This window comes from Enterobacter cloacae complex sp. IR5459 (genome assembly GCF_049238005.1).
Taxonomy (GTDB): Bacteria; Pseudomonadota; Gammaproteobacteria; order Enterobacterales; family Enterobacteriaceae; genus Enterobacter; species Enterobacter hormaechei_C.
The window spans coordinates 57,513-84,195 of sequence record NZ_JBMKIG010000012.1; the positions used below are offsets into that span (position 1 = coordinate 57,513).

General features: G+C 54.6%; 31 protein-coding genes. 7 read left to right on the forward strand and 24 right to left on the reverse strand.

Annotated elements, in window-relative coordinates:
- Positions 1-80 precede the first annotated feature (80 nt).
- Both alr and dnaB read right to left on the reverse strand, forming a co-directional pair.
- Complete coding sequence (gene alr / locus ACOTX4_RS20975; protein WP_045331354.1) at positions 81-1,160, reverse strand: alanine racemase; 1,080 nt, start codon at positions 1,158-1,160, stop codon at positions 81-83.
- 16 nt (positions 1,161-1,176) lie between these two features.
- Positions 1,177-2,589, reverse strand: a complete 1,413-nt coding sequence (gene dnaB / locus ACOTX4_RS20980) for a replicative DNA helicase (protein WP_003860298.1) — start codon at positions 2,587-2,589, stop codon at positions 1,177-1,179.
- A gap of 60 nt (positions 2,590-2,649) precedes the next feature.
- Here dnaB and ACOTX4_RS20985 point away from each other — a divergent pair, with 60 nt between their 5' ends.
- Complete coding sequence (locus ACOTX4_RS20985; RefSeq protein WP_003860300.1) at positions 2,650-3,633, forward strand: quinone oxidoreductase; 984 nt, start codon at positions 2,650-2,652, stop codon at positions 3,631-3,633.
- A gap of 184 nt (positions 3,634-3,817) precedes the next feature.
- Here the strand turns inward: ACOTX4_RS20985 and pspG are convergent, their stop codons facing one another.
- Both pspG and dusA read right to left on the reverse strand, forming a co-directional pair.
- Positions 3,818-4,060 carry an envelope stress response protein PspG gene (gene pspG / locus ACOTX4_RS20990; protein WP_003860302.1) on the reverse strand — a complete coding sequence of 81 codons (243 nt, stop codon included), beginning with the start codon at positions 4,058-4,060 and terminating at the stop codon, positions 3,818-3,820.
- A gap of 136 nt (positions 4,061-4,196) precedes the next feature.
- Complete coding sequence (dusA, locus tag ACOTX4_RS20995) at positions 4,197-5,234, reverse strand: tRNA dihydrouridine(20/20a) synthase DusA (protein WP_152039157.1); 1,038 nt, start codon at positions 5,232-5,234, stop codon at positions 4,197-4,199.
- A gap of 87 nt (positions 5,235-5,321) precedes the next feature.
- On the opposite strand from dusA, the gene ACOTX4_RS21000 reads away from it, so the two are divergent.
- Positions 5,322-6,416 (forward strand): tyrosine-type recombinase/integrase, encoded by a 1,095-nt coding sequence (locus ACOTX4_RS21000; RefSeq protein WP_045339409.1) that lies wholly within the window; start codon positions 5,322-5,324, stop codon positions 6,414-6,416.
- A 193-nt stretch (positions 6,417-6,609) separates the two neighbouring features.
- Here ACOTX4_RS21000 and ACOTX4_RS21005 read toward each other — a convergent pair whose 3' ends face one another.
- Positions 6,610-7,380 (reverse strand): Bro-N domain-containing protein, encoded by a 771-nt coding sequence (locus tag ACOTX4_RS21005; RefSeq protein ID WP_421635426.1) that lies wholly within the window; start codon positions 7,378-7,380, stop codon positions 6,610-6,612.
- A 264-nt stretch (positions 7,381-7,644) separates the two neighbouring features.
- On the opposite strand from ACOTX4_RS21005, the gene ACOTX4_RS21010 reads away from it, so the two are divergent.
- The 5 genes from ACOTX4_RS21010 to ACOTX4_RS21030 all read left to right on the forward strand — a co-directional run bounded on the left by ACOTX4_RS21010 (position 7,645) and on the right by ACOTX4_RS21030 (position 9,605).
- Positions 7,645-7,890: a DinI-like family protein gene (locus ACOTX4_RS21010; RefSeq protein WP_045339410.1), complete on the forward strand. Its 246-nt coding sequence runs from the start codon at positions 7,645-7,647 to the stop codon at positions 7,888-7,890.
- The gene (locus ACOTX4_RS21015; RefSeq protein WP_126527285.1) at positions 7,874-8,140 is read left to right on the forward strand and encodes a hypothetical protein; all 267 of its coding nucleotides are present in this window, start codon (positions 7,874-7,876) and stop codon (positions 8,138-8,140) included. The genes ACOTX4_RS21010 and ACOTX4_RS21015 overlap by 17 nt, the downstream gene beginning before the upstream one ends.
- Positions 8,141-8,345: 205 nt before the next feature.
- Positions 8,346-8,525: a type II toxin-antitoxin system HicA family toxin gene (locus ACOTX4_RS21020; RefSeq protein ID WP_012906750.1), complete on the forward strand. Its 180-nt coding sequence runs from the start codon at positions 8,346-8,348 to the stop codon at positions 8,523-8,525.
- A gap of 21 nt (positions 8,526-8,546) precedes the next feature.
- Positions 8,547-8,957 (forward strand): type II toxin-antitoxin system HicB family antitoxin, encoded by a 411-nt coding sequence (locus tag ACOTX4_RS21025; RefSeq protein ID WP_045339414.1) that lies wholly within the window; start codon positions 8,547-8,549, stop codon positions 8,955-8,957.
- An 81-nt stretch (positions 8,958-9,038) separates the two neighbouring features.
- Positions 9,039-9,605 carry a serine acetyltransferase gene (locus ACOTX4_RS21030; RefSeq protein ID WP_045911467.1) on the forward strand — a complete coding sequence of 189 codons (567 nt, stop codon included), beginning with the start codon at positions 9,039-9,041 and terminating at the stop codon, positions 9,603-9,605.
- A 3-nt stretch (positions 9,606-9,608) separates the two neighbouring features.
- Here ACOTX4_RS21030 and ACOTX4_RS21035 read toward each other — a convergent pair whose 3' ends face one another.
- The 19 genes from ACOTX4_RS21035 to ACOTX4_RS21125 form a co-directional block, all read right to left on the reverse strand.
- Positions 9,609-10,031, reverse strand: a complete 423-nt coding sequence (locus ACOTX4_RS21035; RefSeq protein WP_045340310.1) for a tail fiber assembly protein — start codon at positions 10,029-10,031, stop codon at positions 9,609-9,611.
- 1 nt (position 10,032) lies between these two features.
- The gene (locus tag ACOTX4_RS21040) at positions 10,033-12,333 is read right to left on the reverse strand and encodes a phage tail protein (protein ID WP_045911468.1); all 2,301 of its coding nucleotides are present in this window, start codon (positions 12,331-12,333) and stop codon (positions 10,033-10,035) included.
- 2 nt (positions 12,334-12,335) lie between these two features.
- Positions 12,336-12,887, reverse strand: coding sequence for a phage tail protein I (locus tag ACOTX4_RS21045; RefSeq protein WP_045899434.1), 552 nt, complete (start codon positions 12,885-12,887; stop codon positions 12,336-12,338).
- Positions 12,880-13,794: a baseplate assembly protein gene (locus ACOTX4_RS21050; RefSeq protein WP_045911469.1), complete on the reverse strand. Its 915-nt coding sequence runs from the start codon at positions 13,792-13,794 to the stop codon at positions 12,880-12,882. The genes ACOTX4_RS21045 and ACOTX4_RS21050 overlap by 8 nt, the downstream gene beginning before the upstream one ends.
- Entirely contained in the window at positions 13,778-14,131 is a 354-nt protein-coding gene (locus ACOTX4_RS21055) for a GPW/gp25 family protein (RefSeq protein ID WP_045325028.1), read from the reverse strand. Before ACOTX4_RS21055 ends, ACOTX4_RS21050 begins: the two co-directional genes overlap by 17 nt.
- Before the next feature lie 38 nt (positions 14,132-14,169).
- On the reverse strand, positions 14,170-15,288 hold the full coding sequence (locus tag ACOTX4_RS21060; RefSeq protein WP_045911470.1) for a contractile injection system protein, VgrG/Pvc8 family: 1,119 nt from the start codon (positions 15,286-15,288) through the stop codon (positions 14,170-14,172).
- Between the two features lie 2 nt (positions 15,289-15,290).
- Entirely contained in the window at positions 15,291-15,506 is a 216-nt protein-coding gene (locus ACOTX4_RS21065; protein WP_045899104.1) for a tail protein X, read from the reverse strand.
- The gene (locus ACOTX4_RS21070; RefSeq protein ID WP_373418811.1) at positions 15,481-15,942 is read right to left on the reverse strand and encodes a phage tail protein; all 462 of its coding nucleotides are present in this window, start codon (positions 15,940-15,942) and stop codon (positions 15,481-15,483) included. The genes ACOTX4_RS21065 and ACOTX4_RS21070 overlap by 26 nt, the downstream gene beginning before the upstream one ends.
- A gap of 5 nt (positions 15,943-15,947) precedes the next feature.
- Entirely contained in the window at positions 15,948-18,038 is a 2,091-nt protein-coding gene (locus tag ACOTX4_RS21075; protein ID WP_045911471.1) for a hypothetical protein, read from the reverse strand.
- Positions 18,039-18,152: 114 nt separating this feature from the next.
- Positions 18,153-18,440 (reverse strand): phage tail assembly protein, encoded by a 288-nt coding sequence (locus ACOTX4_RS21080; RefSeq protein ID WP_023299869.1) that lies wholly within the window; start codon positions 18,438-18,440, stop codon positions 18,153-18,155.
- Positions 18,441-18,491: 51 nt separating this feature from the next.
- Positions 18,492-18,998 (reverse strand): phage major tail tube protein, encoded by a 507-nt coding sequence (locus ACOTX4_RS21085; protein ID WP_045911472.1) that lies wholly within the window; start codon positions 18,996-18,998, stop codon positions 18,492-18,494.
- Positions 18,995-20,464, reverse strand: coding sequence for a phage tail sheath family protein (locus ACOTX4_RS21090; protein ID WP_045911473.1), 1,470 nt, complete (start codon positions 20,462-20,464; stop codon positions 18,995-18,997). The genes ACOTX4_RS21085 and ACOTX4_RS21090 overlap by 4 nt, the downstream gene beginning before the upstream one ends.
- A gap of 38 nt (positions 20,465-20,502) precedes the next feature.
- Complete coding sequence (locus tag ACOTX4_RS21095; RefSeq protein ID WP_032619493.1) at positions 20,503-21,126, reverse strand: phage baseplate assembly protein V; 624 nt, start codon at positions 21,124-21,126, stop codon at positions 20,503-20,505.
- On the reverse strand, positions 21,119-21,673 hold the full coding sequence (locus tag ACOTX4_RS21100) for a hypothetical protein (protein ID WP_023303465.1): 555 nt from the start codon (positions 21,671-21,673) through the stop codon (positions 21,119-21,121). The genes ACOTX4_RS21095 and ACOTX4_RS21100 overlap by 8 nt, the downstream gene beginning before the upstream one ends.
- Positions 21,674-21,681: 8 nt before the next feature.
- A complete protein-coding gene (locus tag ACOTX4_RS21105) occupies positions 21,682-22,344 on the reverse strand; it encodes a hypothetical protein (protein WP_023299864.1) in 663 nt (220 codons plus the stop codon).
- Between the two features lies 1 nt (position 22,345).
- Positions 22,346-22,702 (reverse strand): head-tail joining protein, encoded by a 357-nt coding sequence (locus ACOTX4_RS21110; protein WP_023303463.1) that lies wholly within the window; start codon positions 22,700-22,702, stop codon positions 22,346-22,348.
- The gene (locus ACOTX4_RS21115) at positions 22,702-23,037 is read right to left on the reverse strand and encodes a DUF2190 family protein (RefSeq protein WP_032658106.1); all 336 of its coding nucleotides are present in this window, start codon (positions 23,035-23,037) and stop codon (positions 22,702-22,704) included. The genes ACOTX4_RS21110 and ACOTX4_RS21115 overlap by 1 nt, the downstream gene beginning before the upstream one ends.
- A gap of 69 nt (positions 23,038-23,106) precedes the next feature.
- Entirely contained in the window at positions 23,107-25,209 is a 2,103-nt protein-coding gene (locus tag ACOTX4_RS21120; RefSeq protein WP_373418810.1) for a ClpP-like prohead protease/major capsid protein fusion protein, read from the reverse strand.
- Positions 25,157-26,677 carry a phage portal protein gene (locus ACOTX4_RS21125; protein WP_045911475.1) on the reverse strand — a complete coding sequence of 507 codons (1,521 nt, stop codon included), beginning with the start codon at positions 26,675-26,677 and terminating at the stop codon, positions 25,157-25,159. The genes ACOTX4_RS21120 and ACOTX4_RS21125 overlap by 53 nt, the downstream gene beginning before the upstream one ends.
- Positions 26,678-26,683 lie beyond the last annotated feature (6 nt).

Genomic DNA, 26,683 nt, shown 5'->3' on the forward strand with positions numbered 1-26,683 from the left:
GGAATTCAACAATAAACCGGAAGCGGAAGAAGATCGAGGGGATGTTAACAGAAGCGGGATGCACCGCATCCCGCTCATGCTTAGTCGACATATTTCATCGCGACCCTTGAGGTAAGACGCGTGATAAGTTCGTAAGCACTCACTTTTGTTATTTCAGCAATACGTTCTACCGGCAGGCCTTCGCCCCACATCACCGCATCGTCCCCCGCTTTATCCTGCGCGTCGGGCCCCAGATCAACACAAATCATGTCCATCGCCACGCGGCCGACAATCTTCACTTCACGACCGTTGACCAGCACCGGCGTGCCCGTTGGTGCGGCGCGGGGATAGCCGTCACCGTAGCCCATCGCCACCACGCCAAGACGGGTATCGCGCTCGCTGATCCAGGTGCCGCCGTAACCTACCGGCTCTCCCGCTTTGTGCTCACGCACGGCAATCAGATTTGAAACCAGCGACATCACCGGCTTAAAGCCAAAGTCCGGCCCCCAGGGTTTGTGCTCCAGTGGCGATACGCCGTAAAGAATGATGCCCGGACGCGCCCAGTCGAAGTGCGACTGCGGCCACAGCAGAATACCGCCGGATGCCGCGATCGAGCGCATCCCCGGTTTGCCTTCGCAGAAGGTATTGAAGATATCAAGCTGCTGTTCCGTTGCGCCGCATTCAGGCTCATCGGCGCGGGCAAAGTGGCTGACGATGTTTACCGGCTGACGCACATTTTTGCACTGACACAGACGCTGATAAAACGCCTCCGCGCTTTCCGGCCGCACGCCCAGACGGTGCATGCCCGTGTCGAGCTTCATCCAGACGGTGACCGGCTCGCTCAGTTCGGCCGTTTCCAGCGCGGCCAGCTGTTCTTCGTTATGCACCGCCGTGTGCAGGTGCTGATCGGCAATGGTCGGCAGGTCCGAGGCTTCAAAAAAGCCTTCGAGGAGCAGAATCGGTTGCGTAATTCCACCTGCGCGCAGGCGGAGAGCTTCTTCGAGACGGGCGACGCCAAAAGCGTCGGCATCGGGGAGCGTTCGCGCGGTCTCAAGAAGACCGTGTCCGTAAGCGTTCGCTTTCACGACTGCAACGAGCTTACTGGCGGGCGCCAGTTCTCGCAGACGTTGCAGGTTGTGTCGCAGAGCGCGGCGGTTAATAACAACAGTTGCCGCTTGCATTTGAATTCCTTAGAAATTACTCATCATCATATTGAGGACCGGCATAGTTGTCGAAACGCGACCACTGGCCGTTAAAGGTCAGACGTACCGTACCGATGGGGCCGTTACGTTGCTTACCAATAATAATTTCGGCGATCCCTTTCAGGTCGCTGTTCTCGTGATAAACCTCATCACGGTAGATGAACATGATTAAGTCGGCATCCTGCTCGATGGAGCCGGATTCACGCAGGTCGGAGTTGACCGGGCGCTTGTCTGCACGTTGTTCCAGAGAGCGGTTAAGCTGCGACAGCGCCACCACCGGCACGTGCAGCTCTTTGGCTAACGCCTTGAGCGAGCGCGAAATCTCGGCAATCTCCAGCGTACGGTTGTCGGAAAGCGACGGAACGCGCATCAGCTGAAGGTAGTCGATCATGATGAGACCGATGCCACCGTGTTCACGGGCGATACGGCGTGCGCGGGAGCGCACTTCCGTCGGCGTCAGGCCGGAGGAGTCATCAATATAGATGTTCCGTTTTTCCAGCAAAATCCCCATGGTGCCGGAGATCCGCGCCCAGTCCTCATCGTCCAGCTGACCGGTACGGATGCGGGTCTGATCCACGCGCGACAGGGACGCCAGAGAACGCATCATGATCTGTTCAGAGGGCATCTCCAGACTGAAGATAAGCACCGGCTTATCCTGCAACATCGCCGCGTTTTCGACGAGGTTCATTGCAAATGTCGTTTTACCCATCGACGGACGTGCGGCCACGATAATCAAATCCGACGGCTGAAGACCTGCCGTTTTCTTGTTGAGATCGTCATAACCGGTGTTCACCCCCGTCACGCCATCGTGCGGCTGCTGGAAAAGCTGCTCAATACGTGCGACGGTGGCGTCGAGCACATCGGCGATGTTTTTCGGGCCTTCGTCTTTATTCGCACGGCTTTCGGCGATTTTAAAGACGCGGGATTCCGCCAGGTCGAGCAGATCTTCGCTGGTGCGCCCCTGGGGATCGAAACCGGCCTCGGCGATCTCATTCGCCACCGAGATCATCTCGCGGACAACGGCACGTTCACGAACTATATCAGCGTAAGCGCTGATGTTCGCGGCACTTGGCGTGTTTTTTGACAGTTCTGCCAGATAGGCAAATCCGCCGACGCTGTCGAGCTGTCCCAGACGCTCCAGCGATTCTGCGAGCGTAATCAGGTCGATCGGGCTGCCCGACTCCTGCAAACGCGCCATTTCCGTAAAGATGTGGCGGTGCGGGCGGGTATAGAAGTCTTCCGCGACAACGCGCTCGGCGACGTCGTCCCAGCGTTCGTTATCCAGCATTAAACCGCCCAACACCGACTGTTCCGCTTCAATCGAGTGCGGCGGGACTTTTAACCCGGCGACCTGATAATCACGCTCACGAGGTTCAGTCTGTTTGTTGAAGGGTTTGTTTCCTGCCATAGTGAATGGAGTTACCGAGATAAAGAGTGGGTCGAAAGATTACCACATTCTGGAGGAAGCATGGCAACACGTATTGAATTTCACAAGCATGGTGGCCCTGACGTACTCAAAGCGGTGGAATTTACCCCCGCTGCGCCTGGCGAGAACGAAATCCAGGTGGAAAACAAAGCTATCGGCATTAACTACATCGATACCTATATTCGCGGCGGCCTCTATCCGCCTCCGTCGATGCCGAGCGGGCTGGGCACAGAGGCGGCCGGCATCGTCAGCAAAGTGGGCAGCGCGGTTAAGCACATTAAGGAAGGCGATCGCGTGGTGTACGCGCAGTCGGCGCTGGGCGCTTACAGCTCCATCCATAACGTTCCGGCCGAGAAAGCGGCGCTTCTGCCAAATGCGATCGGCTTCGAGCAGGCTGCCGCCTCATTCCTGAAAGGGCTGACGGTCTATTATCTGCTGCGTAAAACCTACGAAATTAAGCCTGACGAGCAATTCCTGTTTCACGCAGCCGCAGGTGGCGTGGGGCTGATTGCCTGCCAGTGGGCGAAAGCCCTGGGCGCGAAGCTGATCGGCACCACAGGCAGCGCGCAAAAAGCGCAGCGTGCGCTGGACGCGGGCGCATGGCAGGTGATCAACTACCGGGAAGAGAGCATCGTTGAGCGGCTAAAAGAGATCACTGGCGGCAAAAAGGTCCGCGTGGTGTATGACTCGGTGGGGAAAGACACCTGGGAATCTTCGCTGGACTGCCTGCAACGTCGCGGGCTGATGGTGAGCTTCGGTAACGCCTCCGGGGCTGTCACCGGGGTGAACCTGGGCATTCTGAATCAGAAAGGATCACTGTACGTCACTCGCCCTTCCCTGCAAGGTTACATCACCAACCGGGAAGAACTCGAGGAAGCCAGCAACGAGCTGTTCTCGCTGATCGCCAGCGGGGTGATTAAAGTGGATGTGGCAGAGGCGCAGAAATATCCGCTGACCGATGCGCAACGTGCGCATGAGGTGCTGGAGAGCCGGGCAACGCAGGGGTCGAGTCTGTTAATTCCCTGAGCCATAAAAAGAAATTGGGCTTCCCGTGGGAAGCCCTTTCTTTTTTTAGTTCGGCTGTATGTAGGGTACAGCTCGATGAATTCTTTAGCGGCAGCCATAGTGACAGATTCGATAAGTAAATCCTATTCTGTTCTAAGGATTGCTGCCGGAAAAGTTGCAGGTATGTGACGTACCCCTCAATACCTTAGTAACGGAAGCGGTTATTACGCTGATAACTGGGCAGTTTTGGCGATTTAATCGCCCGTATCGCCCATACCACCGCAATCGCCAGAAGTAACCACGGCAAGAGTTTAATCGTCAGGGCAAATAAACCGCCGACAAACATCACCACCGTGGCCACAACGAGCGCGGCCAGGATACCGAGCAGCGACACGCCCGTGACCATCAGCATGATAAAGAAACCAATCACAAAAAGTAGTTCAAGCATGGTGCTCTCCCACGAGTTTCCGAATGATGCTGCGATCGTTACAAGAATCATGCCAAAAATAAGTTGTTGTTCTGAAAGCAAAACGCCCCGCAATGTGTTGCAGGGCGTGGCGTATTTGACCATCTTTTAGCGAAATTTAACGTTTATCCGCAACCAGACGCAGCGCGTGTTCCAGTACCTCAATATCCGCACCGGCTTTATGCGCGTTCTCGCTGAGATAACGACGCCACTGGCGCGCACCAGGAATGCCCTGGAACAGGCCAAGCATATGGCGGGTAATGTGGCCCAGATACGTACCATGACTCAGCTCGCGCTCAATGTACGGATACATGGCGCGCACTACGGCCACGGGATCGGAGTCAGCACCGTCAACGCCAAAGATTTCGCGATCGACCGTCGCCAGAATGCCCGGGTTCTGATACGCCTCGCGCCCGACCATCACCCCATCCATATGTTCAAGATGCGCTTTGGCCTCTTCCAGCGACTTGATGCCGCCGTTAATGGACATCGTCAGGTGCGGGAAGTCACGCTTCAGCTGATACACGCGCGGGTAGTCCAGCGGCGGGATCTCACGGTTCTCTTTCGGGCTGAGGCCAGAGAGCCAGGCTTTTCGCGCATGGATGATGAACATCTCGCATTCGCCCTTGCCGGAGACCGTATTGATGAAATCGCACAGGAATTCGTAGCTGTCCTGGTCGTCTATGCCGATACGGGTTTTGACCGTGACCGGGATAGAGACGACGTCGCGCATCGCTTTGATGCAGTCCGCCACCAGGTGTGCATTACCCATCAGACACGCGCCGAACATACCGTTTTGCACACGGTCGGACGGGCAACCGACGTTGAGGTTAATCTCGTCATAGCCGCGTTCTTCAGCCAGCTTCGCGCACTGCGCCAGCGCAGCCGGATCGCTGCCACCCAGTTGCAGCGCAACCGGATGCTCCTCTTCGCTGTACGCCAGATAATCGCCCTTGCCATGAATAATTGCGCCGGTAGTGACCATTTCGGTGTACAGCAGCGTATGGCGGGAGAGCTGGCGCAGGAAATAGCGGCAGTGTCTGTCCGTCCAGTCGAGCATAGGAGCCACGCTAAACCGACCACTCCAGTGAATGCCATAATTATCAGATGCCGCGCTGGTTTGGTTGGTTTTTATCATTTCAAGATTACCGTGCATTTTTTGACATTTACGTATATTTTTCTCTCATTGGGTCCCCACTCAGGCTCCCATGCGCATGGGAACCTGTCATAACGAGATGAGCGAATGGCCTATTATAACATAGAGAAACGACTTAAAGCCGACGGCACTCCCCGCTATCGTTGCACCGTCCTGATCAAAGAAAAAGGCGTTGTTACACACAGAGAGAGCAAAACATTTCCAAAGCAGGCGCACGCAAAAACCTGGGGAAATCAGCGCGTGCAGGAACTGGATCTTCACGGGCTCCCATCATCCGACGACGCAACAGGAATCACCGTTCGTGATCTGCTGCAAAAATACATCAACGATCCAAACGCTGGTGGCAAATCCGGGAGAACAAAAAGCTACGTCCTGAATATGCTCGTCGACTGTGATATAGCAGCCATCCCCTTGCTCTCACTGACCGCAAATGATGTGATAGAGCATTGCCGACTGCGGAATAATGCAGGAGCGGGCCCGGCGACCGTGAGTCATGATGTCAGCTACCTTGGAAGCGTGCTAGATTGTGCAAAGCCTGTGTATGGCATTAACTATACCAGCAACCCGGCAAAAGAGGCCCGCCCTCACCTTCTCAAACTTGGGCTGATTGGGAAATCAAATCGCCGTAGTCGCCGGCCAGCATCTGAAGAACTGGACATGCTGATCGAAGGATTAAAGCAACGTTCAGAACACAGAGTCTCAAAAATCCCGTTTGTAGACATTCTGATGTTTTCAGTTTTATCGTGCATGCGTATTGGCGAAGTTTGCCGCCTACGGTGGGATGATATCGACGAAAAGCAAAAATCTGTGCTTGTGAGGGACAGGAAGGATCCACGGAAGAAGGAAGGCAATCATATGAATGTCGCTTTGCTCGGAGAGGCGTGGGATATCGTTCAGCGGCAACCGCGCAAATCAGAGCTGATCTTCCCCTACATTAGCGGCTCAGTAACTGCTGGTTTTCAGAGGGTAAGGAGCGCGCTTGGAATCGAGGATCTGCGTTATCACGATATGAGGCGGGAAGGTGCGAGCCGACTTTTTGAAGCCGGATTCAGTATTGAGGAAGTTGCCCAAGTGACGGGGCATAGATCATTGAATGTTCTGTGGCAGGTTTATACAGAGCTATTCCCTAAATCGCTGCACGCTAGACTTGAACAACTACAGAAATCCAGAAGCAGCGACTAAACGAAATGCTGCGCTGCGGGTTCAACTCCGACCAGCCCACCAATCATGATTGGACTTTGCAAGGATAGCATCAGTAAAAACAGTAAGTTAGCAGTCTCGCCAAGGTACCGGCCATACGGTGATGAGGCAAAAAAGATACGTAAAGGAGCCGTAGCTCCTGAGCGATTAAAAATGCCCGCTTAAGCGGGCTTTTTTATATGTTTGAGCCTCTCGATCTTGCTTCAACATTTTTCTGGTAGATTGCGATGGCTTCATCCACCAGCGCTAATGGATACATAGTGTTTACTCCGATCCCTGACGGGCATTTAATCTTTTCCGCCCCTCTTTCGCTGCGTAATTTTTCACACCAATGCCAAAGCTCATCTATGGACATTACCTCAAGACTCAACTCCATTAAACGCTGTGGAACACTCCGAAATTGAGACAGGTCTCGCAAGCTCTCTAATGAGTTAACTTTGAGTTCAACGTCATTGACTCTGCTTTCCAGTTCCTCGCGTTTTGCAATTTCCATTACCAAAGCATTGACAGTCTGTTGAAGACTTGCAGCAAAAGCACTTATCTCAGACTGTTCTTTTTTCAGCGGAGGAGGAAATTGTCCAAATTCACGAATAGAGGGTAGTACTTTATGGAACAACCATCGCTGGAATTTCTTGCCAGCGGAGGATGTATCTTGAGCTAGGACTCGATAGAGACCTGGTTCCGTCAAGAACGCTTCACTCGTAGCCTGGCCATTCTCAATCATAGGGATGTTCTTGATTTCATCAGGATCCAGTGTTTGGATGACTGCCTTAATTACCGGAAGCAAGCTTTTTGGCGACTTACCATCCATCTTTCTGTTTTCAATAGAAAGCGTTTTCAAAACATCAGCTAAAGATACGTAAAACTGCCCTTTCTCATTGATACTGCGTATGTAGCTTTCACCACCTTCGCCTTCATAGCAAAGCTGTAATAAATTCTTATTCATCTGGATCCCCACTTTTTTTCCACGATTATAACGTGGATACCGGCGCTGTCATGGGGTGTCGGGGGTCGGAGGTTCAAATCCTCTCGTGCCGACCCAAAATACTCTTTAAAACCAACCTATTACGGTTGGTTTTTTTATACGTGAAATTTGGACGGGGAAAAACTGGGGAATAATTGGGGTGTTACGCCGACATGCAAAACCTTGACACTGTATGTATAACCAGTTAAATATTAACTGTATATCCAACCAGTAAAAGGAGGTTTTATGCGTGTCGAAATCAGTATTGCAAAAGAGAAGTTCTCGAAGCTTCCCAGCAAAGCTCCCGCTGCGCTTCAGGCTGAAATGGAAAGGCGCTTAAGCAAGGAATACCAGGATGTTGAGGTTATCGTCAAACCAGCCGGAAGCGATGGCCTGTCGGTTCTTCGGACGGTCGATAAAGACTCAGCTAAGAAGAATGTTGAAAATGTCCTGAAAGAAACATGGGAGTCCGCTGATGACTGGTTCTTCTAATATTGACAATATTATTATCGCAGGAGTTCGCATCTACTTCCCACCTGACAATCGGTTGCCGAATGCCTCAGGTGATATGCTCACCTTTGCTGTTGTCCGTGATCCAGACACCATTCCAGATTATTTGCTTTTCGTTCATAAAGATGGCCAATGGGGGCTTGCCTCACCCCGTTTTTTCAAAGAAGCGGCCCATGCCATTACCACTGCAACCAAAATTGCAAGCAGTCGTTTCCCGAACGTTACCTGCTGAGTGATCACTGGTAACATCTTCGCTGGCTGGTAACCATTCAATACTCGCACTATCGGACGATCACCAGCCACAGCCGCCCGCTCTTTCATACAGCGGGCGGTTCTTACTTCCTCTGCATTCATAACTCCTATAACCCTAAAAGCATTGACGACCAACCCTTAAGGGGTTATTATAACCCCACCAAGACGACACAGAGAGCCGGAGGATGGATAGCAGGAATGCAATAGCAATGATAGAAGCCGATGGGTGGTATCTGGTGAGAGTTAAAGGCAGTCATCATCAGTTCAAACACCCAACGAAAAAGGGGCTGGTAACGGTAAAGCATCCACAGAAAGACATACCGTTACCAACACTGAAAAGCATCAAAAAACAGGCGGGGCTCTAAGCCCCCCTACTGGAGGTTTAAATGTTGTACCCTGTTGCTATTGATAAAGGCGATTCATCCTTCGGCGTTCGCGTACCTGATATTCCTGGCTGCTTCTCTGGCGGTGATGATTATCAGGACGCGATTGAAAGCGTACGTGAAGCGATCGAGGCACACATCGAATTACTGGTTGAAGATGGCGAGAGCGTTCCAGAAGCAACGACCGTCGAAAACTGGCTTTCTGATCCAGAGTACGCCGGTGCGGTATGGGCCCTGGTTGACGTGGATATAACTCGTCTGATGGGAAAAGCGGAAAAAATCAATGTGACGCTTCCTTCACTGCTGATCCGACGTATCGATCAGTTTGTGGCCGCCCATCCTGAATACGGTAGCCGGTCTGGCTTCCTGTCTCGTGTCGCGGCAGATAAAGTAATTGGACGAGAAAAACGATAAGCCTCGAAAGAGGCTTTTAGCGAAAGCGCCCACTATGCATTCGCGGATCCAGTCAGTAAAAGTGAAAACGAGAATTTCAAAATGAGTAATCAACTATCGAAACGCCATTTACGTGAGTGCTTACAAGCTGAAGTAATGAAAAGCGACAAGAAATTCTCATGGACGCGCGTTTTTCATAAAGCATTAAAGTGCCCTGAGAGACGCTTTAATTTTTGGTGGCGAATTGCTTCTTATCTTTATAGTTCTGATGCCAAATGGAAAAAACAGTTGGCCAGAAGAATTAACAGGAAGCTTGTCCAAAAGTACAACACTGAGATACAGCTGCCAGCTACAATTGCACCTGGTCTTCATATAACTCACTTCACATCAGTTGTTATAAATGGATGTGTGATTATCGGACGAAATTTCAAAATAAGACATAACTGTACTATTGGCATTGGTGGAGGGGTGAAGAATGAAAACTCAAGCCCAAGGATAACAATAGGTGATAACGTTGATCTGGGAGTTGGGACCTCGATTATCGGTAACAATCTCACTATAGGCAACAATGTCACGATAGGCGCAATGACTTTTGTTAATAAAGACATTCCAGATAACACTGTTGCCTACAATGAGAAGAAGTTAATATTAAAATTTAAGCATTCCTGATTATCATGCTGGCAATACAGGCCACTCGATATCTGGTGCATGCGATGTATCAACCCGCATCAACAGCACCCTATATTGCTGCCATGCCAACAGTAAACCTTCCTCTTCATCTGTTGACATACCCAACTCAACGGCATCTTTCAATGGCTCAATTACGGCACTGGCAGAGTTCATGAGCGCTTCCTTCTGAGCATCAGCCTCGGCAAGGAGCTGCTCTTTAGTGGCGGTTGGCGGGTCTACAAGAACAGGCTGATCGTAATCATTTACAGTGATTACCTTACCTTTCTGTTGACCTTCCAACAGATACAGGAACCACTTCTCCGAAATTTCAAGTAAATCATTCGGCCAAGTACCCGCTAGTAAATAAGCTTGTTTATCTGATTCATGATAAAAACCAATTTCGCTAGGGCTAAAATAAATCCTCATTTCAATATCCTTTAGCAATTAGCATAAATTTGCCATCGGCGTTATGAGCATATAATGTGCATCCAGTACGTGAATAAGACGGAACATAAATTGCCGAATCATCGCCAGACCCATGCCCTGCCCCATTATATGTAATTACAACCCCTACACATGCATTTGGAAAAGCCGCAGGAAATGTCACGTTAACATTTGTTTTGCTTGGAACGTTGATATTACTCATAACGACTTCCATAACACCTGTTGAAGCATCTTTATGCGTCATGGCATTGGCTGATTTGGTTGCGGTATTTTTGAGGTTATACCGCGCATCGCTTTCCGCCTTCGTGTAAGCCTGCCCCGCGGGGGTATAACTCCCTTTAGGCTGAAAACGTCCGTCAGACTCTACTTTTGTATAAGCCTGACCTGCCGGGGTATAATTGCCCTTTGGCTGATAGGTATTTTTTAAATAGGCATCAAGCCATTGATTGCCCCATTTTGAGCCAAATATATTTCCATCAGCAGCAAAGCGTGCGCTCCCTCCTCCTGCCAGTACTTCACCACTGGAATAAACAATACTTCCATTGATTCGCCCATTTACGACTAACTGAACACCGTTTGAGGGATGACGCTCAATGTAAGCTTTCCAGCCGGCATCATCTGCAAACTCTATCCTGTTGCCGCGACTCGCATCACCGCCCCAGTAAATTCGGCCGTTTCGGGGGTTGGCACCAGTTTTCTCTGAAGTGATACCGCTACCGTTTTTAAAGGTGAGAGTGCTGCTTACTGATGCGCCTGCATTCATGTTGAAGAGCATATAACTCGTTATGCCACTGTTCAGGAATCGCATTACCTGCTTGCTGTTAGCATAAACATCCAGCACACCATCTCCGTTCTGTTTGAAGCCGGTGTCATTATCCCCCAGGGCAATAGAGTTCCCCCCAAGGCCGCTGACTACACCCAGCCCAAGACCGCCGTTAACAACCGCTCCGTTACCCAGCGTCACTCTGCCGTTGGTGAGGTCGATATAAAGCGGGCGTAGTCCACTTATACCGCCATCTTCGCCCTGGTCTTTTGCGGTCGGGATAAGGTAAAAATTATTTTCTGAACGGCGAAAAATCATACCGTATGCCGCATCGTAAATGCGCAACGCATCAGCAGCGCGAATCTTAAGCCCCCCGGTCATTGTATCGCCGCCCTTATTCACGGCATTAATATCAGCCGGGGAGGGTTTATTGGCCGCATCATACTGTTTAACCCAGGCTGACCACGTCCCGCTGTAAAGCGTGCGAATGTACGAGCGGGAGCTGTTATAAATCCGGTAAATCTGCGTGATACCGGCATGCTTATAAACTTCCAGCGAACCGGCGTTGGCTTCTGGATAATTCCTGCCGGTTTGAGCCTGCGCGTTCGCTGGCTGGTAATACAGTCCCGGCGTGGTGTAGGCGTTCAGGTCGGCGGCGTTGCCAATTGCCACGGCCTGCCCGTTGAAAATATCCTGCGCCGTAATGCTGATATCCGAAGCCAGCGCCCTGCCGTTTACCTTACGCGCTGATGGTACGCGCCCGTTAGCGTTGTCATTCACGGCCTTAACGGCTTTCGGCGTTGCCGCCAGCGCCTCCGAAGTACTGTCGGTTGCACTACTGAGCTGGACGATACCTTTTCTTGCTGTGGTAGCATCCTGTGCCGTGTATTTACCGTCCGCAAGATCGTATGCTGCCTTAACTGCCTTTGGTGTGGCCGCCATCTCCTCCGACGTAGTGTCGGTAGCATTACTGAGCTGCACCAGCCCCTTACGGGATGTAGTCGCATCAACGACGTCTATCGCTTCCCGCGCGCTTTTTTGTGCACTTGGGCCATTCTCAGCGATCTCCCCGAGATTTCGGTCGAGCCGCAGGAAAAGACCATCGCCCGTAGCCACTTTTAATTCAACGGCCGCCGTCTCTGATACCGCAAGTCGGTATTGTAGATTTACACTGACACCGTTTTCAGGCTTTTCAATGGCGGCACAATTTGCAACAGAATACAGTTCGCCAGCATCTGTCAGCAGGCCAACTTCCCTGACTACGAAGCCACCAACGTTAACCGGAAGGACCAGCTGAGCAATAAACTGGTTCGCCTGATCCGGAGAAATCTGTAGTGCAGAAATTGCGCTGCGATAGACCTCACGCACCAGCTTCGTCTGCGCAGGATCCGGTTTAACGGCCTGCCCGTTCCCGTCCCCCACAACAAAATCTTTGATGATGACGGGCTTCCCGGTTGCAGAGGATTGCGTCTCCAGCTCCTTGCCCCGGTTTGTCAGAATGCTGTAATACTTCTCAGCCATGGTTATTCTCCGGCCTCAATAACAACGTCAATCCAGGCGGTAACAGCACCGCCGGCATAATAAGTTCCCTTCGCACCCAGATCGGCGATCACATCGATAGTGGTCAACAGGCTGCGGAGGTTTTTGGCTTTATCGACCTGGCGCCGTATGCGCTGGTAAAGCGCTTCGTCAACAGCCTGTAAGCTGTAAACTTCAACCCGGAAGGTGTAGGGATCTTTGCGCGGTGTATCCTCCCACCACTCAATCACGGTGGTCGGGAGGCTGACGGCGCTCAGCGACCGCCTGACCGCCCCGGCGGTGCCCCGGTGCTGATGAACATAAGCGGCATCCCTGATCACCTGCCTTTTTTCTTCCTCGGTCCAGGCCTCCTCCCATGAATCCACCGCGAATTCCCAGGCCAGCCAGGGCAGCAAATGTGCGGGACAGGTATCAGGATTTTTCACCTTACGTACCATGTCAGTATCCAGCGCCGTGATCAGCTCTGTGCTTGCCTGTTCCTGCGCCCGTTCCGGGTGAATGGCTGAAGGTGGTAGCAGAGAACGAAAATTATCCACTCACACCTCCTTTACGGGTGACGTTTATCGCGCTGCACCATGGAGCCTGTCCTGCGGCCGCTTCCAGATCTGCCGTCGGGCTGATCAACCTGACCCGGGCCACACCGGGCTGCTGAAGCGCCGAGTAAATCGCGGAAAGCGGTACGATGGCATTAATACGATGGGAAAGCTGTGTATAGCTCGTCAGCGTACTGATCGCGTTTTCCAGCACCGTCTGTGCATCCGGACCGTCTGGTATTTCAAGTTCAGCCTTAACGGTATAGCTGGCGATACTGGCACTCTTCACACTGACAAAATCGGTGAGCGGCCTGACTTCATCCGCGCTCAGTTTATTCATCACTTTTTCGATCAGGATACCCCCGGCCTCGCCGTTGCCGGTTCGCGAGAGCACGTACACATCCACCTCGCCGGGCCGGTTATGGGTTTCAGGCCCGTAGGCGTCCGCATCCAGCACATCGTTATCCGCAGATTTGGCATGAAAGCGATAAGCGTTACGCGCGCCGGCCGTATTCAGCTGCGCCCACGAAAGCTGTATACGTTCCCGGAAAGCGTCGTCGTCTTCATAAACAGGATCGACAGGGGGAACCGCATCCGGATCGCCAGGATTAATCACCAGACGGGAAACGTTAAAGGCTGCGCCCAGCTGGTCGAGATCGGCCCCTCTTGCACTGGCAAGGAAAACTGCACGTACTGCGTCGTTAACCCGCTGGAACGCCAGGGTGAGCTGGTAGGCGTTGATTTCCCCCTGTTTATACGCCGGGTCAGATTCCACCAGCGCATCAAATTCCGGATCCAGTTCGCGCAGGCGCGCCAGCCAGCGGGTAAAAATGTCAGCGGCATCCGGTACCACGATGGCATCCGGCACCGCCAGGGCGGACAGGTTAATTACGTCATAGCTGCTTGCCATAAATCGGTATACCTCCGGTACTGACAGGAAGATTGTTCTCTTTATTGATCCCTTCGATATCCACCACACACCCCGTTTTATCTGCCGGGAAGGAGACGAGCACTCGTGTGACCTTAAGCCGGGGTTCCCAGCGTGCGAGCGCTGTGGCAGTCGCGGCGATAATGCGTAGCCGTGTCAGGTCATCACGCGGATTGTCCACCAGCGAAAACAGATCGCTGCCATAATCACGGACCAGTACGCGGCTGCCGACAGGCGTGGAGAGAATATCGCTGACGGACTGGCGCAAATGGTCGCTACCGGACAGGCGTTTCCCGGTCCGGCTGTTTACACCGTTCATAATTTTTTTCCGTATCAGGGTCGCCGGGCGGCGGCGTGTTAGCCGAAGTAATCCGGGCCGGTTTTATCCGAACTACCGGATCTTTTTGAGGATTTCGCAGGCTTGCGAATATCAACCACCAGGTTGTATGTGAAGCTGAAACCCGCAGGTGTCAGGGAAAACACCAGCGACTCAACCACCCAGGCGCGATCTTCCCGTTCGCCAAAGCCGGACGTGGATACGCCAGACTCTGCCGTGAGAGGAACGTGCCTGGGTCGGCAGGGCCCCGTTACTGTCATTTTTTGTTCATTGCGGCGGGCCTGCGTTTTTTTCGCTTTGGCCTGCTGATCGGCAGTAGCTTTTACAGGCTGGGTATACGGGTTAGCCATTGAGGGGCCATCATGATCAACCGTGGTGGTTTTGGTCTTCCCGTCAGCCTCATCGTAATAACGTACGCCGATTTTGCCTGAAGACTTACCACTGCTGGCGGTGGCCTTCCCTGTCGAACTGCCCCGCTCTCCTTCGCTGTAAGACCAGTTTGACACCTCTTCTGGTGTGATAATCAGAGCTGCGGTCTGTTCGCCGGATGCATTTGCCGTGGCTCCCTGACGCAGAAACAGCCAGTATCCGCCCGACGGTTTACTGACAGCATTCCATGTTCGGGCCAGGCGCGTCAGCAGATTGGCGTCCGATTCTGCCACCTGGTCAACGTGGTCGATATGGATATCGGCGAGCTCTGCGGCCACTTTCGGTACCAGACCGTTTTCAGTCGCTACCGTTTTAACCAGATCCGCCAGTCGCAGATTATCCCAGCTGCGTGTTTTCTGGCTGATCACATCACCCGGTTGTTTTTGCGCGTTCATTGGCGCAGCGGTGGCATAAATCTCGATACGACGTGGCGGGCCGCTGCTGGCCACGCCGGAAACCACAAACCAGCCCTTATCCACCAGCTGATCATTAAAACCCAGCGCCACGCGAAGACGAGCGCCTTTAGTCGGAAGGGAGAGCGTTTCCGAGAGAAGGGTGATTTTCAGTTCATCTGCTTTTGCCGTGGCACCGCCGTAATCAGTCAGCGTCAGCTCTGCCAGGCATTGTTGCAGCGCACGGGTAATATCTTTTCCTTCAGCGCTGACGCTGAAAGCGGGAGCATATTCCGGTTTAACAATCTGATCTGCCATTTTTAATCCCACAGGCTGTAAGCAGAAGCCTGAACCGGCGGAGCCAGATCCGGTAAAGTGATATACAAACCTGACGGATAAACGGCCCCACGGTCAGCCAGTCCAGGATTCGCTTCAAGAACCTGCGTCACAATATAAGAGAGGTTCTCCGTGCCGTAATGCGTCGCGCAGATCGCATCCAGAACATCACCGTCACGGGTTTGATATGTCGTCGGCATAATGTTTCAGCGTCATCGTCCAGTTTTTGTTTCGGTGGCCGCCGCCAGGCAGGAATCGGCTGGTCGTATCTGAGAAGTCGATTACCACCCACCAGCCCAGGACATCTCCTTCACCGCTGACCAGTTGCTGAGGCTTATTCTGGTCTGCCAGGTCGAAGAGATCGTTAACAGCATCCACACCCTTGCGAAAGAAAGCATGCGATTCTCCTTCAAGCCGGACGGTTCGCCCGGGCTTGCCGGTATACTGCAATAAATCCTGCTTCCCGATCCGCTCCTGTTCGCTCCATCGCCAGCTGGCCTCGCGGGTCAGCTGGTTGTATGCCGTGGTGTCGATCGAAAAGGCAAAATCGCCCAGCATCATCATCACCCGGGCGGCCTGAGCCCCCCGAGCAGCGCTGGACTGAAGCTGCCCGAAGTCTTCAAAGACAGGAATGATTTCACTCACCAGATTTGTCCTCCGTCCAGCATGCTGCTGTCACCGTTAAATACCGGACTGGTTTTAGTCACCGCGACAACTTCATCCCCGATCGCCCTTTCGTCCTGGCCAGGTGCGCCATGTATTTCATAATGAAATTCGAAACGACGGTTGTCGGTCAGTTGTCGGGGAGGCGGCGCTTTGTCCGCAAAATCCAGCTTCTGAAGTAATGTTTCCCAGTAACTGCTTTCCACTTCATCTGACAGTTCTGCCGGTCTGTCTGAAACAGGATCAGGAGACTGTCGGGAGTTAATCTCAGGCGGTAAGTGCAGGACGTCTGCGCTTTTATCCCTGTAACGTTCGTTACCCCTGAATGAACCCTGCGCTTTGCCAGTACCCGGTAACGAATCGACATCAACATTCACATCCGGGATAGGCTGTGCCGGGTATTTTGAATTCCCCTCAGATCCTTCCTCTGCTGCTGTCCAGTTAAGGGAAGGATAAACATCGACATTGACCACCGGCTTATCCGGTGAGATGTTGTCTGCGGATCCCTTCTGTTTTTCCGCTGCGGGCCAGACGCTACTTTTTTCAAACGAGGGAAAGGAAGGAAGTCTGTAGTTATTCCAGGCGCCGGCAGCCCTGTCAGATGTTTCATGTCCCGGTTGCACAGACGTCTCCTGGTTCTGGTTGAGTGCTGATTCCCAGGAGAACGGCGCGCCGCTGCTTTCCGGCGTCACGTATTTATCGAGCGTACTGTTAAAGGTATCATCGTCGTCGCGGAAAAATCCCCGGGTGTCCCGGTACGATTTTTTCACATCATCAGGCAGGTCCGGCTTTTCCTTCAGTTGCTGCTCAAACCATTCGCCCTGACCATTGCGTTGCGCCGTCATACGTGCAATATCAACCGAGCCGGTCATGGCCAGCGATTTGAGCACGTCCCGCTGATCGCTTCTCTCATCCGGTAAAAGCCAGGACAGTTTTTTCGCCAGCGCGTAGGCCACTTTCCCGACGAACACAATGCCCTGGCCGAACGTCAGCACACCGGGGTAAAGATCATTACGCAGGAAACTGACAATGCGTTTGATCCCGCCCCCCTTAAACCACTCCGCCATATCATCCGTCAGCCGGCGGATATCCGGTGCCAGCTCGTTTCCCAGCTGCCCTGAGATTTCCGCTACAGCGGAGGAGAAGACCGTGCGCAGGCTGGTGATGGCGCGGTTGCCCTCCATCGCCCCTTCAGCCCCCTCTTTCGTGACGAGGTTATAACGCCGCTGCTCGTCCATCAGGTCACGGTAGCTTTTTCCGGACTGCTTCAGCAGCATCAACAGCTTGCTGGCCTCGCCGCCAAACAACGAATCCAGTGCAAACGACGCTTTCGACTCGTCCTGCATGCTGAGCGCACGCTCGACGATTTTTTCGAACTGCGCCATATCGCTGAGGCCCGCAAAATCCCCCGCCTTAAATCCCAGCGTTTCAAACGCATCCTGAAGGGAACCCTGCTTGCCGTTCTGCTTGTACTCTCCTGCCTTGTGAAGATACTCCTCGAACAGGTCGCCGATGTTCTCCCCGTTCATGTCGTACTGCTTCGCGAGCGTGTCCCAGGCATCAAACGTCGGGATATCGACGCCATAACTTTTCGCCACACCAGCCCGTCGGGCCGTCTCCGCGTTGGTGGCCGCCGGGGCAATCAGGGTGCCCAGCGCGGAAGCCACCACGCCACCGCCGCCGATCGCCAGCCCTGGCGCCACCATACCGCCCAGCTGACCGGCCATACCAAGGCCACGGCGAAACAGCCCTTTCCCTGCCCCCTTGAAGGCTGCCAGCCGTTGTGCCTTCTGCATCTGCTGATTCAGCTTCTGCTGTTCGGCCTCCGTTTTGCGGATTTCACGGGAGACGTCGCTGTAGCGCCGTTTAAGATCGCCAAGACTTTGCCCGGCCAGCTTCGCGCGCTTAATCTCTGCCGCCAGCTTAGCCTGGTCTTTCGTCAGTTTTTCTGACTGCTTTCCGACGTCCTTCAGGCTTTTTTGCAGGCTGTTCGCTGAACGGCTCCAGGAGCTGTCGATACTGCCGCCAAAGGTAATGACGGCCTTAAGGTTCTGGCTTAATCCGGCCACGATTTACCGCCTCCACTTCGTCGGTGAGAAAATCAGAAAACACACTGAACGGCATATCCAGGTATTCCGTCATGGGAAAATGCAGGCGCCGTCCCAGAAAACGTATCGCCCGCATCAGCCCTCTTTCGGTCGCTTCTCGGGCGGGAGCATAAAAACATTAAACGCATCCAGCAGCTGGGCATAATCTGCCGCAGTCAGTTGCCAGATATCCTGTTCGCTGAGGTTGCACAGCAGCGCAATCATGCGCGCCTCTTTTTCTTCTTCACTGCCGCGGTCTTTGGAAAAGGCAATGCGGTCACGGACCAGCGGCTCGCGCAGCGTCACCTGTTCGAGCAGGCCACCGTTCTCAAAGGAAACAGGGGAATACAGTTTGATAACGCGTGTTTCACCAGGAAAAGACATGTTGATCTCCATAAAAAAACGGCCCGCAGGCCGTTGTAAGATTGTTTGAAGTTAAAGCCGCACTTTTGCCGCCAGGCCGGACAGAACATCCACGCCATTCACCCGGCGCGAGAAGCGCTCAGTATCTATCTCAAATAGCTCGCGACCGTCTTTGGTCTGACGGTAATAGCTCACGGCGATTTCCACCGTGACGGCATTTTCGGACAGGCTTTCCTTGCCACGCGCGTCGGGAGTGACGGTCTGCACAAAGCCTTCGATCTCCTCGATGGTACCCAGCGCGGTACCGTTAGCCAGATATCCCTGATAGGCCGTAAAGCGCGGACGGCTGCCGCTGACAAAACCGAAGGCGGTCAGCATATCCACGTCCACACCGTAAAACTTCAGCTGACAGGTGAGTGCTTCCATACCGTCATCAACGGGGGACGGCGCATCCTGTGCGCCGGTACGCAAATCCGTTTTGACAATGGACAATGCCGGCGGAGTAAATTCATGCGCCCCCTGTATGCGGATCCCCTGCCGGAAGAAGGTCCAGACGCGTAATGTGTTTTTTTCGCTCATGCTGCCAGCATCTCCTCAAGCGCATAGTTGTTATTCACCCGGACGCGCAGGCTGATAAGCTCAGTCGGCGATTTCGGACCAAAGTCATAGTTGATGTACAGCACGCCCGCCGCCATGCTCTCAGCGGTGTTAAGTTCTTCATCCAGCCAGGCGCGACCACCGAAAATGGCGCCGAGGCCGACCAGCTGGCGCATATAGGCGTTGATGGTGCCGATAATGTCGTCGGCATTCTCCCGGTCCAGCGGACGATCAACGTATTCCAGCATCGTTTCCTGAATACTGTCCTCGATGACGTCTGCGGTTCGGCGAACCGATTCAAAGCGCCACTGTGGATCGGTACCGCACAGACGGTTACCCCAGTGCTTAAACCCTGCCCGGCGGATGATGGTAGAGACGTTCTGCATGTTGAGCAGGTTTGCGTCGCAGTTTTCATCGCCGAGAATGAACTCGTCGATCTGTTCCACCCCGAGGATGTTATTGATGTCCTGGTTGGATTTACTCCACCACCAGCCCTTCTCAAAGTCGATTCGGGCACGCAACCCCGCCGCAAACGCAGAGTAAGGACGATAGATCAGCTGGCCGTCGGCATTGCTGACCTGTACGCGCGGGCGCAGCAGTTCGGTGCGGGTACCATAGGACTGCCTGCGCTGGACCACTTCTTGCAGCTTAGCGCCAGCGGCACAGTCAACATACGCCACCGCCCGCAGCTTGCCGGCAACGGTTTCCAGAGCCTTGCCCACGGCATCATCCTCACTGAACCCCGGCGCGATGACGATACGGGGCTGGTACGTTGTCACGGAGCGGGCAGATGACAGCGCGCCGATCCCGGTCAGCACCGCCGCACGCTGTTTAGCTGTATCGTTAACTTCAGCCACGCGTACCAGCACCGTCAGGGCATTTCGCTGGTCATTGATTTCCATCAGGGCCTGCTTCAGCGTGCCTTTTTCACCGAGCCGGGAAAGCATCGAGGTACCGACAATCGCCACAGGAGTATTCAGCGGGAAAGGTTCATCTTCGCCGCCTGTCAGCTGCAACCGGAACGGTGTGACCACGCCACTGCCGCTTCCCGTTGCGGTGACTTCCACATCATCCACCGCGCTTACGGCAGTGGCCACGGCTGAAGGGGTTGCCGTCAGCTTACCCGTTTCATCGCAGCCAAGCGTGATAGTCAGCGTTAATGCCTCCGTATTCCAGACGGCAGAAGTCTCAATCGCTGCGGGATTTTCTTCATCAGGGATACTGGCTACAGCCTCAACCACCACCACGTTTCCTGCCCTGCCAGCAACTGTCGCGGCAAACTCCACAACGTTATCCAGAATCGGGGTTCCTGTGCTGGCACTGGCCGGCGTTCCGGCAGAGGCATCAGGCGCAGTACCCACCAGGCCGATAATGGCCGTCTGGATCGTCGTGACCGCGACCGTACCGGATGTCAGTTCGATCGTTTCCACACCATGTAAATTCGCCATTTATTTTCTCCAGGCATAAAAAAACCTGCCGCGGCAGGTCACATTTTTTGATTGGGGGGATTCGTGGTTCCGCCGCCATCACCATTTTCTTTATGGTCATGGCCGTTGTAGGTTTCGCGGATCCCGCTCATTTTCCCGGTACCGTCCGAAATTTCCTGTGTTGCACCGATGTTTCCCTTCACATTCGTGTCGGAATTGATTTGCGTAACGCCCTGAACTGTGAGGGTGTCGGTGATTTCCACCGGACCATCGAGCGTTCCCTTTCCGATAATTTTGTAGGTCCCGCCCTCCGCCAGCGTGATGGTCAGGGCATGCGCGGCGCGGTCATACCGGATCTCAGTACCGTCACCGTAGCGGGTGATATGTTCGCTGTCGCTGCCCTCCGGTACCGGCAGACCGCCGGTATTCCAGCCGGGAAACACCCGGCCATTATTAAGCTCGCCCGCCTCCGACAGCACAGTGACCGCATCCCCGACCGCATACGGATTGGAGTCAGCCCGGTTTGCCCCGGAAAAGCCCTGGCAAAGCGGCAGCCAGGTAGTGGTGATGTCGCCCAGATCCACCCGGCACTTCGGTATACCGTCATGCTTAACGGAATGAATAACCCCGCGCCGCACAATATTCGCCAGGCGACGCTGTAAATCGCCCTCGATATCACTCATCGGGTTTCGCCTCGTAAATCAGCTGATAATCGTCCACATGCGCGCGCCCGATATCCGGAGCCTTACCAAGCCAGACGCCGTTCAGCGGAGAATTAATCTGCGCAAACGGATCCGCACCAAAGGCTGCTGATTGTGTGAAGGAGATCCGCCAGACCAGGTAATCATCCATGCGCGGATCAAACTCATCGCGTGACGCATCGATAAAGACGGCTGGCTCAAGACTGGTCAGGCCGAACTGCTGGCCGTCAATCCACTGAGTGATATCCGCCGCGGCCGTGCGCAGGAAAATTTCGGGTCGGCTGACGCCAGCGCCTGCCGCGTCCACCACAACGAACAAATCGCAGGACAGATTCACATTAAGCTGTCCCTCGTTGCCGCCGCCCTGCTCCCAGCCGTTAATGGAGAAATAGACCGCTGGGGTGGCCAGTCCGGTAAAGCGGGGCACGTTTTTTTCCGGGTAGGCATCGGCGTCACGCACCCACGCAATTTTTTTCAGCGCGCCGGTGACAGCATCGTGATACTGCCCCAGCAGTAATGGCTCAGCCATAGTCCACCTCAGACAGAAATACGGGCTTTCACACGCCCGCGCAGATCGGTTTCAAAGTGATGCATAAAAATCTCCATCGCCTCCGCAAAGGCGTTATCCTCGATGTAGTTCAGCATCGGCTCATAAATATCGACTTCCGCTTCGCGGGTACGACGGGTATCCGGATCGCGAATAACCACCGTCCGGCGGTTTTCACGGCGGGAGCGCGCCACTTCCCCGTTTTCAAATGTGCGCGGGGATAGCAGGCTGCCCTTTGGGGTGAATCCGGCGTTTTCTGCCTGGCGCCGCGCCTTTATATACCGCCCGGTGGATTTATCCCGCCGGGTATGGTGAGGCCTGACCCGCCCGTTAATCCTGCCTTTCAGGTCTTTTACCTTGATGGCGTTGAGACCAAACCAGAGACGAAAATTATCCAGTTGTGACTGAGAAGCGCGATCAAGACGAAAGGAAAGCAGACGCCGGCGCACCAGATCCAGGCTGCGCGGCGCCAGCCCGTCTTTCAGGTCAGCCATCGCTTTTTTACGCAAGGTGGCGGCGGTACGTTTCAGCGCACGGGAATACGCTGCCCGAAACTGTTTATGGGTGGCACCGATGTGCTCCGCTATCCGCCAGATGGCATCCACATCAATATCGACGGGCAAATCCCGCCGCAGTCTGGATTCACGCGCCATATCAGCTCCACTTATTGATGTCCGGCTGCACCTTACCCGGTGCGCCATACGCCAGCGTGACGCGGGTGCGGCCTTCTTCATCAGCGCCAATGTGCGTCACACGATAAGCCGTGCCGTTGATCTCCACGCCGTGGTGCTTCTCAAGCCCCACGATATCAGCGGTCATCGCGCTGAAGGCCGGAGAGCGATCCTGGATTTGCCCCCCGCCGGGCACGTCAACCGGGACATCAGGCGTCTCGAAAATCACGGTAACAGGACGCAACTCAGCGCCGACGGAAAGGACAGCAGGCACCTCTTCGGCAAATGCCCGGGATATCCGGGCATCCGCTTTTAACAGGCGTTGCCGAAAGCGGTTCATCAGTAACCAAGCCGGACCGGAACAGAATCCGCATCAGCCGCCGCCTCAGCCCAGGCCGTGCCCGCCAGAGGATTCGGAGCTGCCTCCTCACCCGCTTCCGCAGTCAGCTTACCGTCTGCCAGATAGAGCTTCTGGCCAACAGTGACCGCTTCCGCTGCTTTTGGCAGGACGAACACCCCAGTGGTATGCAGCACACCCCACAACCCAGCCGGAATGTCGTCGTGAGCAACGCCCACCAGCGCACCTGAAAGCACGGCGTCACCCGAATGAATATCGGTCGCACCGGTATTCTGAAAATCAAGGGTGTTGCCATCCTGCTGATAATTTTTCGCCATTTTTCTCTCCAGACAAAAAAGGAGCAGCCCGCGCTGCCCCGTAATAAAAAAACCGTCAGATGACGGTCGTTATTTTTTGGTGACTTTAACCATGCCGCGCCAGTCAAGCGGTGCCACACCTGCATCGATACGTACCTTGAACGCGGCACCGTCAACGGTGAAGCCCTGCTGCTGCTCAAGGTATGGGGTATCAATACCGTCCAGATATGCCACCTCAATGGTGTCGCGTCCCTGTGCAGCGGTCAGGTAGTAATCCGTCGGGCTGCTGTCATCGAGGCGAGCCTCAGAGGACACCGTCACAAAGTTCTGGATCGGGTTAACGATACCGCTGTTCGCGTCCGCGCCCGGTACGCTTGCAGATTTGATCAGCTGGTTAGCGCGGGACTCGATGGCCACTGGCGTCAGCATGTAGGCCGGGCGAATGTTCAGACGGCGGTCGCCTGATTTTTGCAGCAGCATCGCCTTACGCGCCGTATCGAGGCCTTCGATACTCAGATCGGCGGAGACCAGGTTGCCATGATCGGCGTGGAACAGCGGCTTGCCGTCGGACATTTTTGGGTTGCTGGTCAGAACTGCCCACACCAGATCGCCCACGGTGGCACGCGCTGCAAGGCCCATTGCCTGCGGGATACGGGTCAGCATGTCCAGGTCATCATTGATGATAGTCTGGCGGTCAATGCTGAAAAGTTCGCCGTAGGTTGCAAGCGCAATCGGCTCGCCGCGATCTTTGATGGTGACATATTTATATTCCGCCCCGGCGCGGACCTTGCGAAGCGATGCAAGTGATTCCAGACCGACGCGGTGCGCGGTTTTGAAATCAGTCAGGGTTCCTTTACGGGTCCACTGTTCGAATGATTCAGTGGCCTCGTCCCAGCCCATCAGTGCCGCCTTGTGCGCCACATCCATCAGGATATTGCCGAAATCGCTGCTGCTGTGGGTAAACGCAAGGCCGACCATCGCCTGTGCTGTCCCCGCACCTGAAATACCGATCCCGCGATCCACAAGGGAAGCTCGCGCCAGTTCACGCAGGGTATAACCGTTGTAGGCGTTATCTTTTTCAGCCTGCGCATAGCCCGCGCGGCTCATTACCGCAGCACGGATGGAGTCACCGACCAGATTGCCGTTTCCGGCATAAAGATGAATAGCGCCAGGACCGGCACTCGGCGTAGTTCCTGCCGCCAGCGCCTGGAGGAGTCTGTCACGGGCTTTTTCCGCCGTGCAGGAGAAGTCGGCCAGACATTCTGCCTTCAGCGTCGCGAAAGTCGGGAACGCCTCAAAAACAGCGGAAACCGTGTCCACGCGTTCCGCGTTTGCCGTCTGCATCTGCTGTTGCAGCTGCTGGGCCAGCGCAGTGATATCGATATTAGTCATCTGCTGCGCGGGCTGTTGTGGCGCTGGCGGGTTCAGGTTCGCCTGTACCGGCGCGGGCTGCTGTGGCTGATTCACCGGAGCTTCAGCGCGCGGCGCAAAAAGAGATTTAATCTGTTCTGGCATGTTCTGATAATCCTTAAGTTTATTTTCATTCACACAGGCCGCAGCCTGTAGTTCAGGTTCAAGCGTGTCAGCGAAACCTTTCTCCACTGCCTCGGCCCCGTTAAGCCAGGTCTCCGCTTTCAGCATCGCTTCCAGCTCCTCCTGCCCCAGTCCGGTTTTATTCATATAGGCGCTGAGCATCAGGGCTTCGTTACGATCAAGCCACGCGGCATAATCGCGCATGTCATCAGAATCCCCGGCGATACCGCCCCACGGTTTGTGGACCATGATCCAGGCGTTTTCCGGCATGTGCACCGTGGCGCCGGGCAGGCAGACAATCATCGAGGCCATGCTGGCCGCCACCCCGTCCACCCAGATATCCACTTTCGCTTTCAGCCGCGACAGGGTGTTGTAGATGGCAAATCCCTGCATGACATCGCCGCCGGGGCTGTGGATATGTAAATCCACCGCGCTGGCGTCAAACACCCCGGCGTCTTTACAGTCCGCGACGAACTGCTGGGCTGTGATGCCCCAGCCGCCGATCACGTCATAGAGGAAGATTTCGACGCGCCCGGCAGACAGCGCGCGGATTTCGTACCAGCACTGACCGTTTGCCGCATCGACACCCGCCAGGCTGGCGCGGGGGTTAATCATCATCGTCCGGCTCGCGCCGATCGTCTTTTGGTTTTGCCGTTGCATCTGGCATCGCTCCTTTGTCGTTGGCGGCGTCGGAATCAAACACCAGCCCGTGTTGACGGTTAAATTCGGTTTCACGCAGTCGCTGGCGTTTAACCTCCTGCGGGTTTTTACCCCGCGCCCGTGCCCATTCCGCTTCGGTACCAGCACCGCCACGAACAATGGCTTTCCAGGCATTAGCCTCTTTCCCCGGATCAATCCACGGCATCACCGGGCCGAGATAAAGCGCGTTATAGAGAGAATTTGGATCCACATCCGGCGGCACTTCAACGCCACTCAGCAACGCCATCGCCAGCCATGCGCGGTAAACGGGCCGGCTGTGCTGGCCGACAAACCACTGTTGCAGGACGTTGTACCCTTCGAAGCTCTCCACCAGCTCCTGACGCTGGGAGCTGTAGGTGCCGTTATAGTCCCGGGCAATGCTGGAATAGCTGCCGCGCGTGCCTGCGGCCACGGCCCGCATCTGTCCGTTTCGGAATTCATAGAGGTGAACATTCGGGCGATTTGATTCCACCATGCCCAGGTCTTCACCCGGGCGCAGATCGTCGTAAATCATGCCCGGGGCGATATCGTAATGACGCTGGCCGCCGGGAGGTGAAAACTCCCCGTCGTCACCAAGAGACTGCGCATCACCGCGCTTGATATAGAACCCCAGCGCGGCGGCAATACGGGCGGCGACGCGTTCACTCTCTTCATAATCCTTAATGTCAGAAAGACGGGTAATGACTCCGTGGATCAGGCTGATACCGCGCAGCTGGTGCAGACGCTTGCGCTGCGCAAGGTGAAGCATGTTTTCAGCTGAGACGGTTTTAAGTTCAGCGCTGAACCGCGTCATATTTGCCGGGTGGTACTTGTAAACGCGGTAGCCGACGGGACGCCCCCAGTCGTTCACGATGATGCCCTGGCGAACCTGCTGGCCGGCGGTGCTGTTAAGGTTGAACGGAACAAAATCCGCCTCCAGCATTTCCAGCGAGAACGGTACGGAGGTGGAATGTTGCAGACCCGGCACCTTCCCCCTGACCAGTTGCGTGAACACTTCCCCGTCACGCAGTGCTGAACGCAGCAGTAGGCGTTCGGCTTCCGGGCGGGTGAACATGCCAGTCACCTCAGGACGCACGGACCATTCAGCCCAGAGCGCCGAAAGTTTCCCGGCGAAATCGGAATGAAGATTCCCCTCCAGATCGAGGGGCTGAGGCTCAACATGGATCCCGTGGGCACCAATCACCCGGTCTTCCATTTTGTCGAACAGGCCGATCACCAGATCATGGTTTTCATCAAGCCACCGGGCCTGTTCCCGCAGGGACTGACCTGCTGCAAACACAGCGGTGTCCGCCGACTGGCTTTGCTTTTTCGCCTTGTGCAGCCGTGACGGATTTGCCGCTTCATAAGCATTAAGCCGGAGACGATCCCGCTCTCGTGCCGCGGCCCACCCGGGGGAAATTGCCCTCAGTGTTCTTTCAAGAATGCCCATAGAACG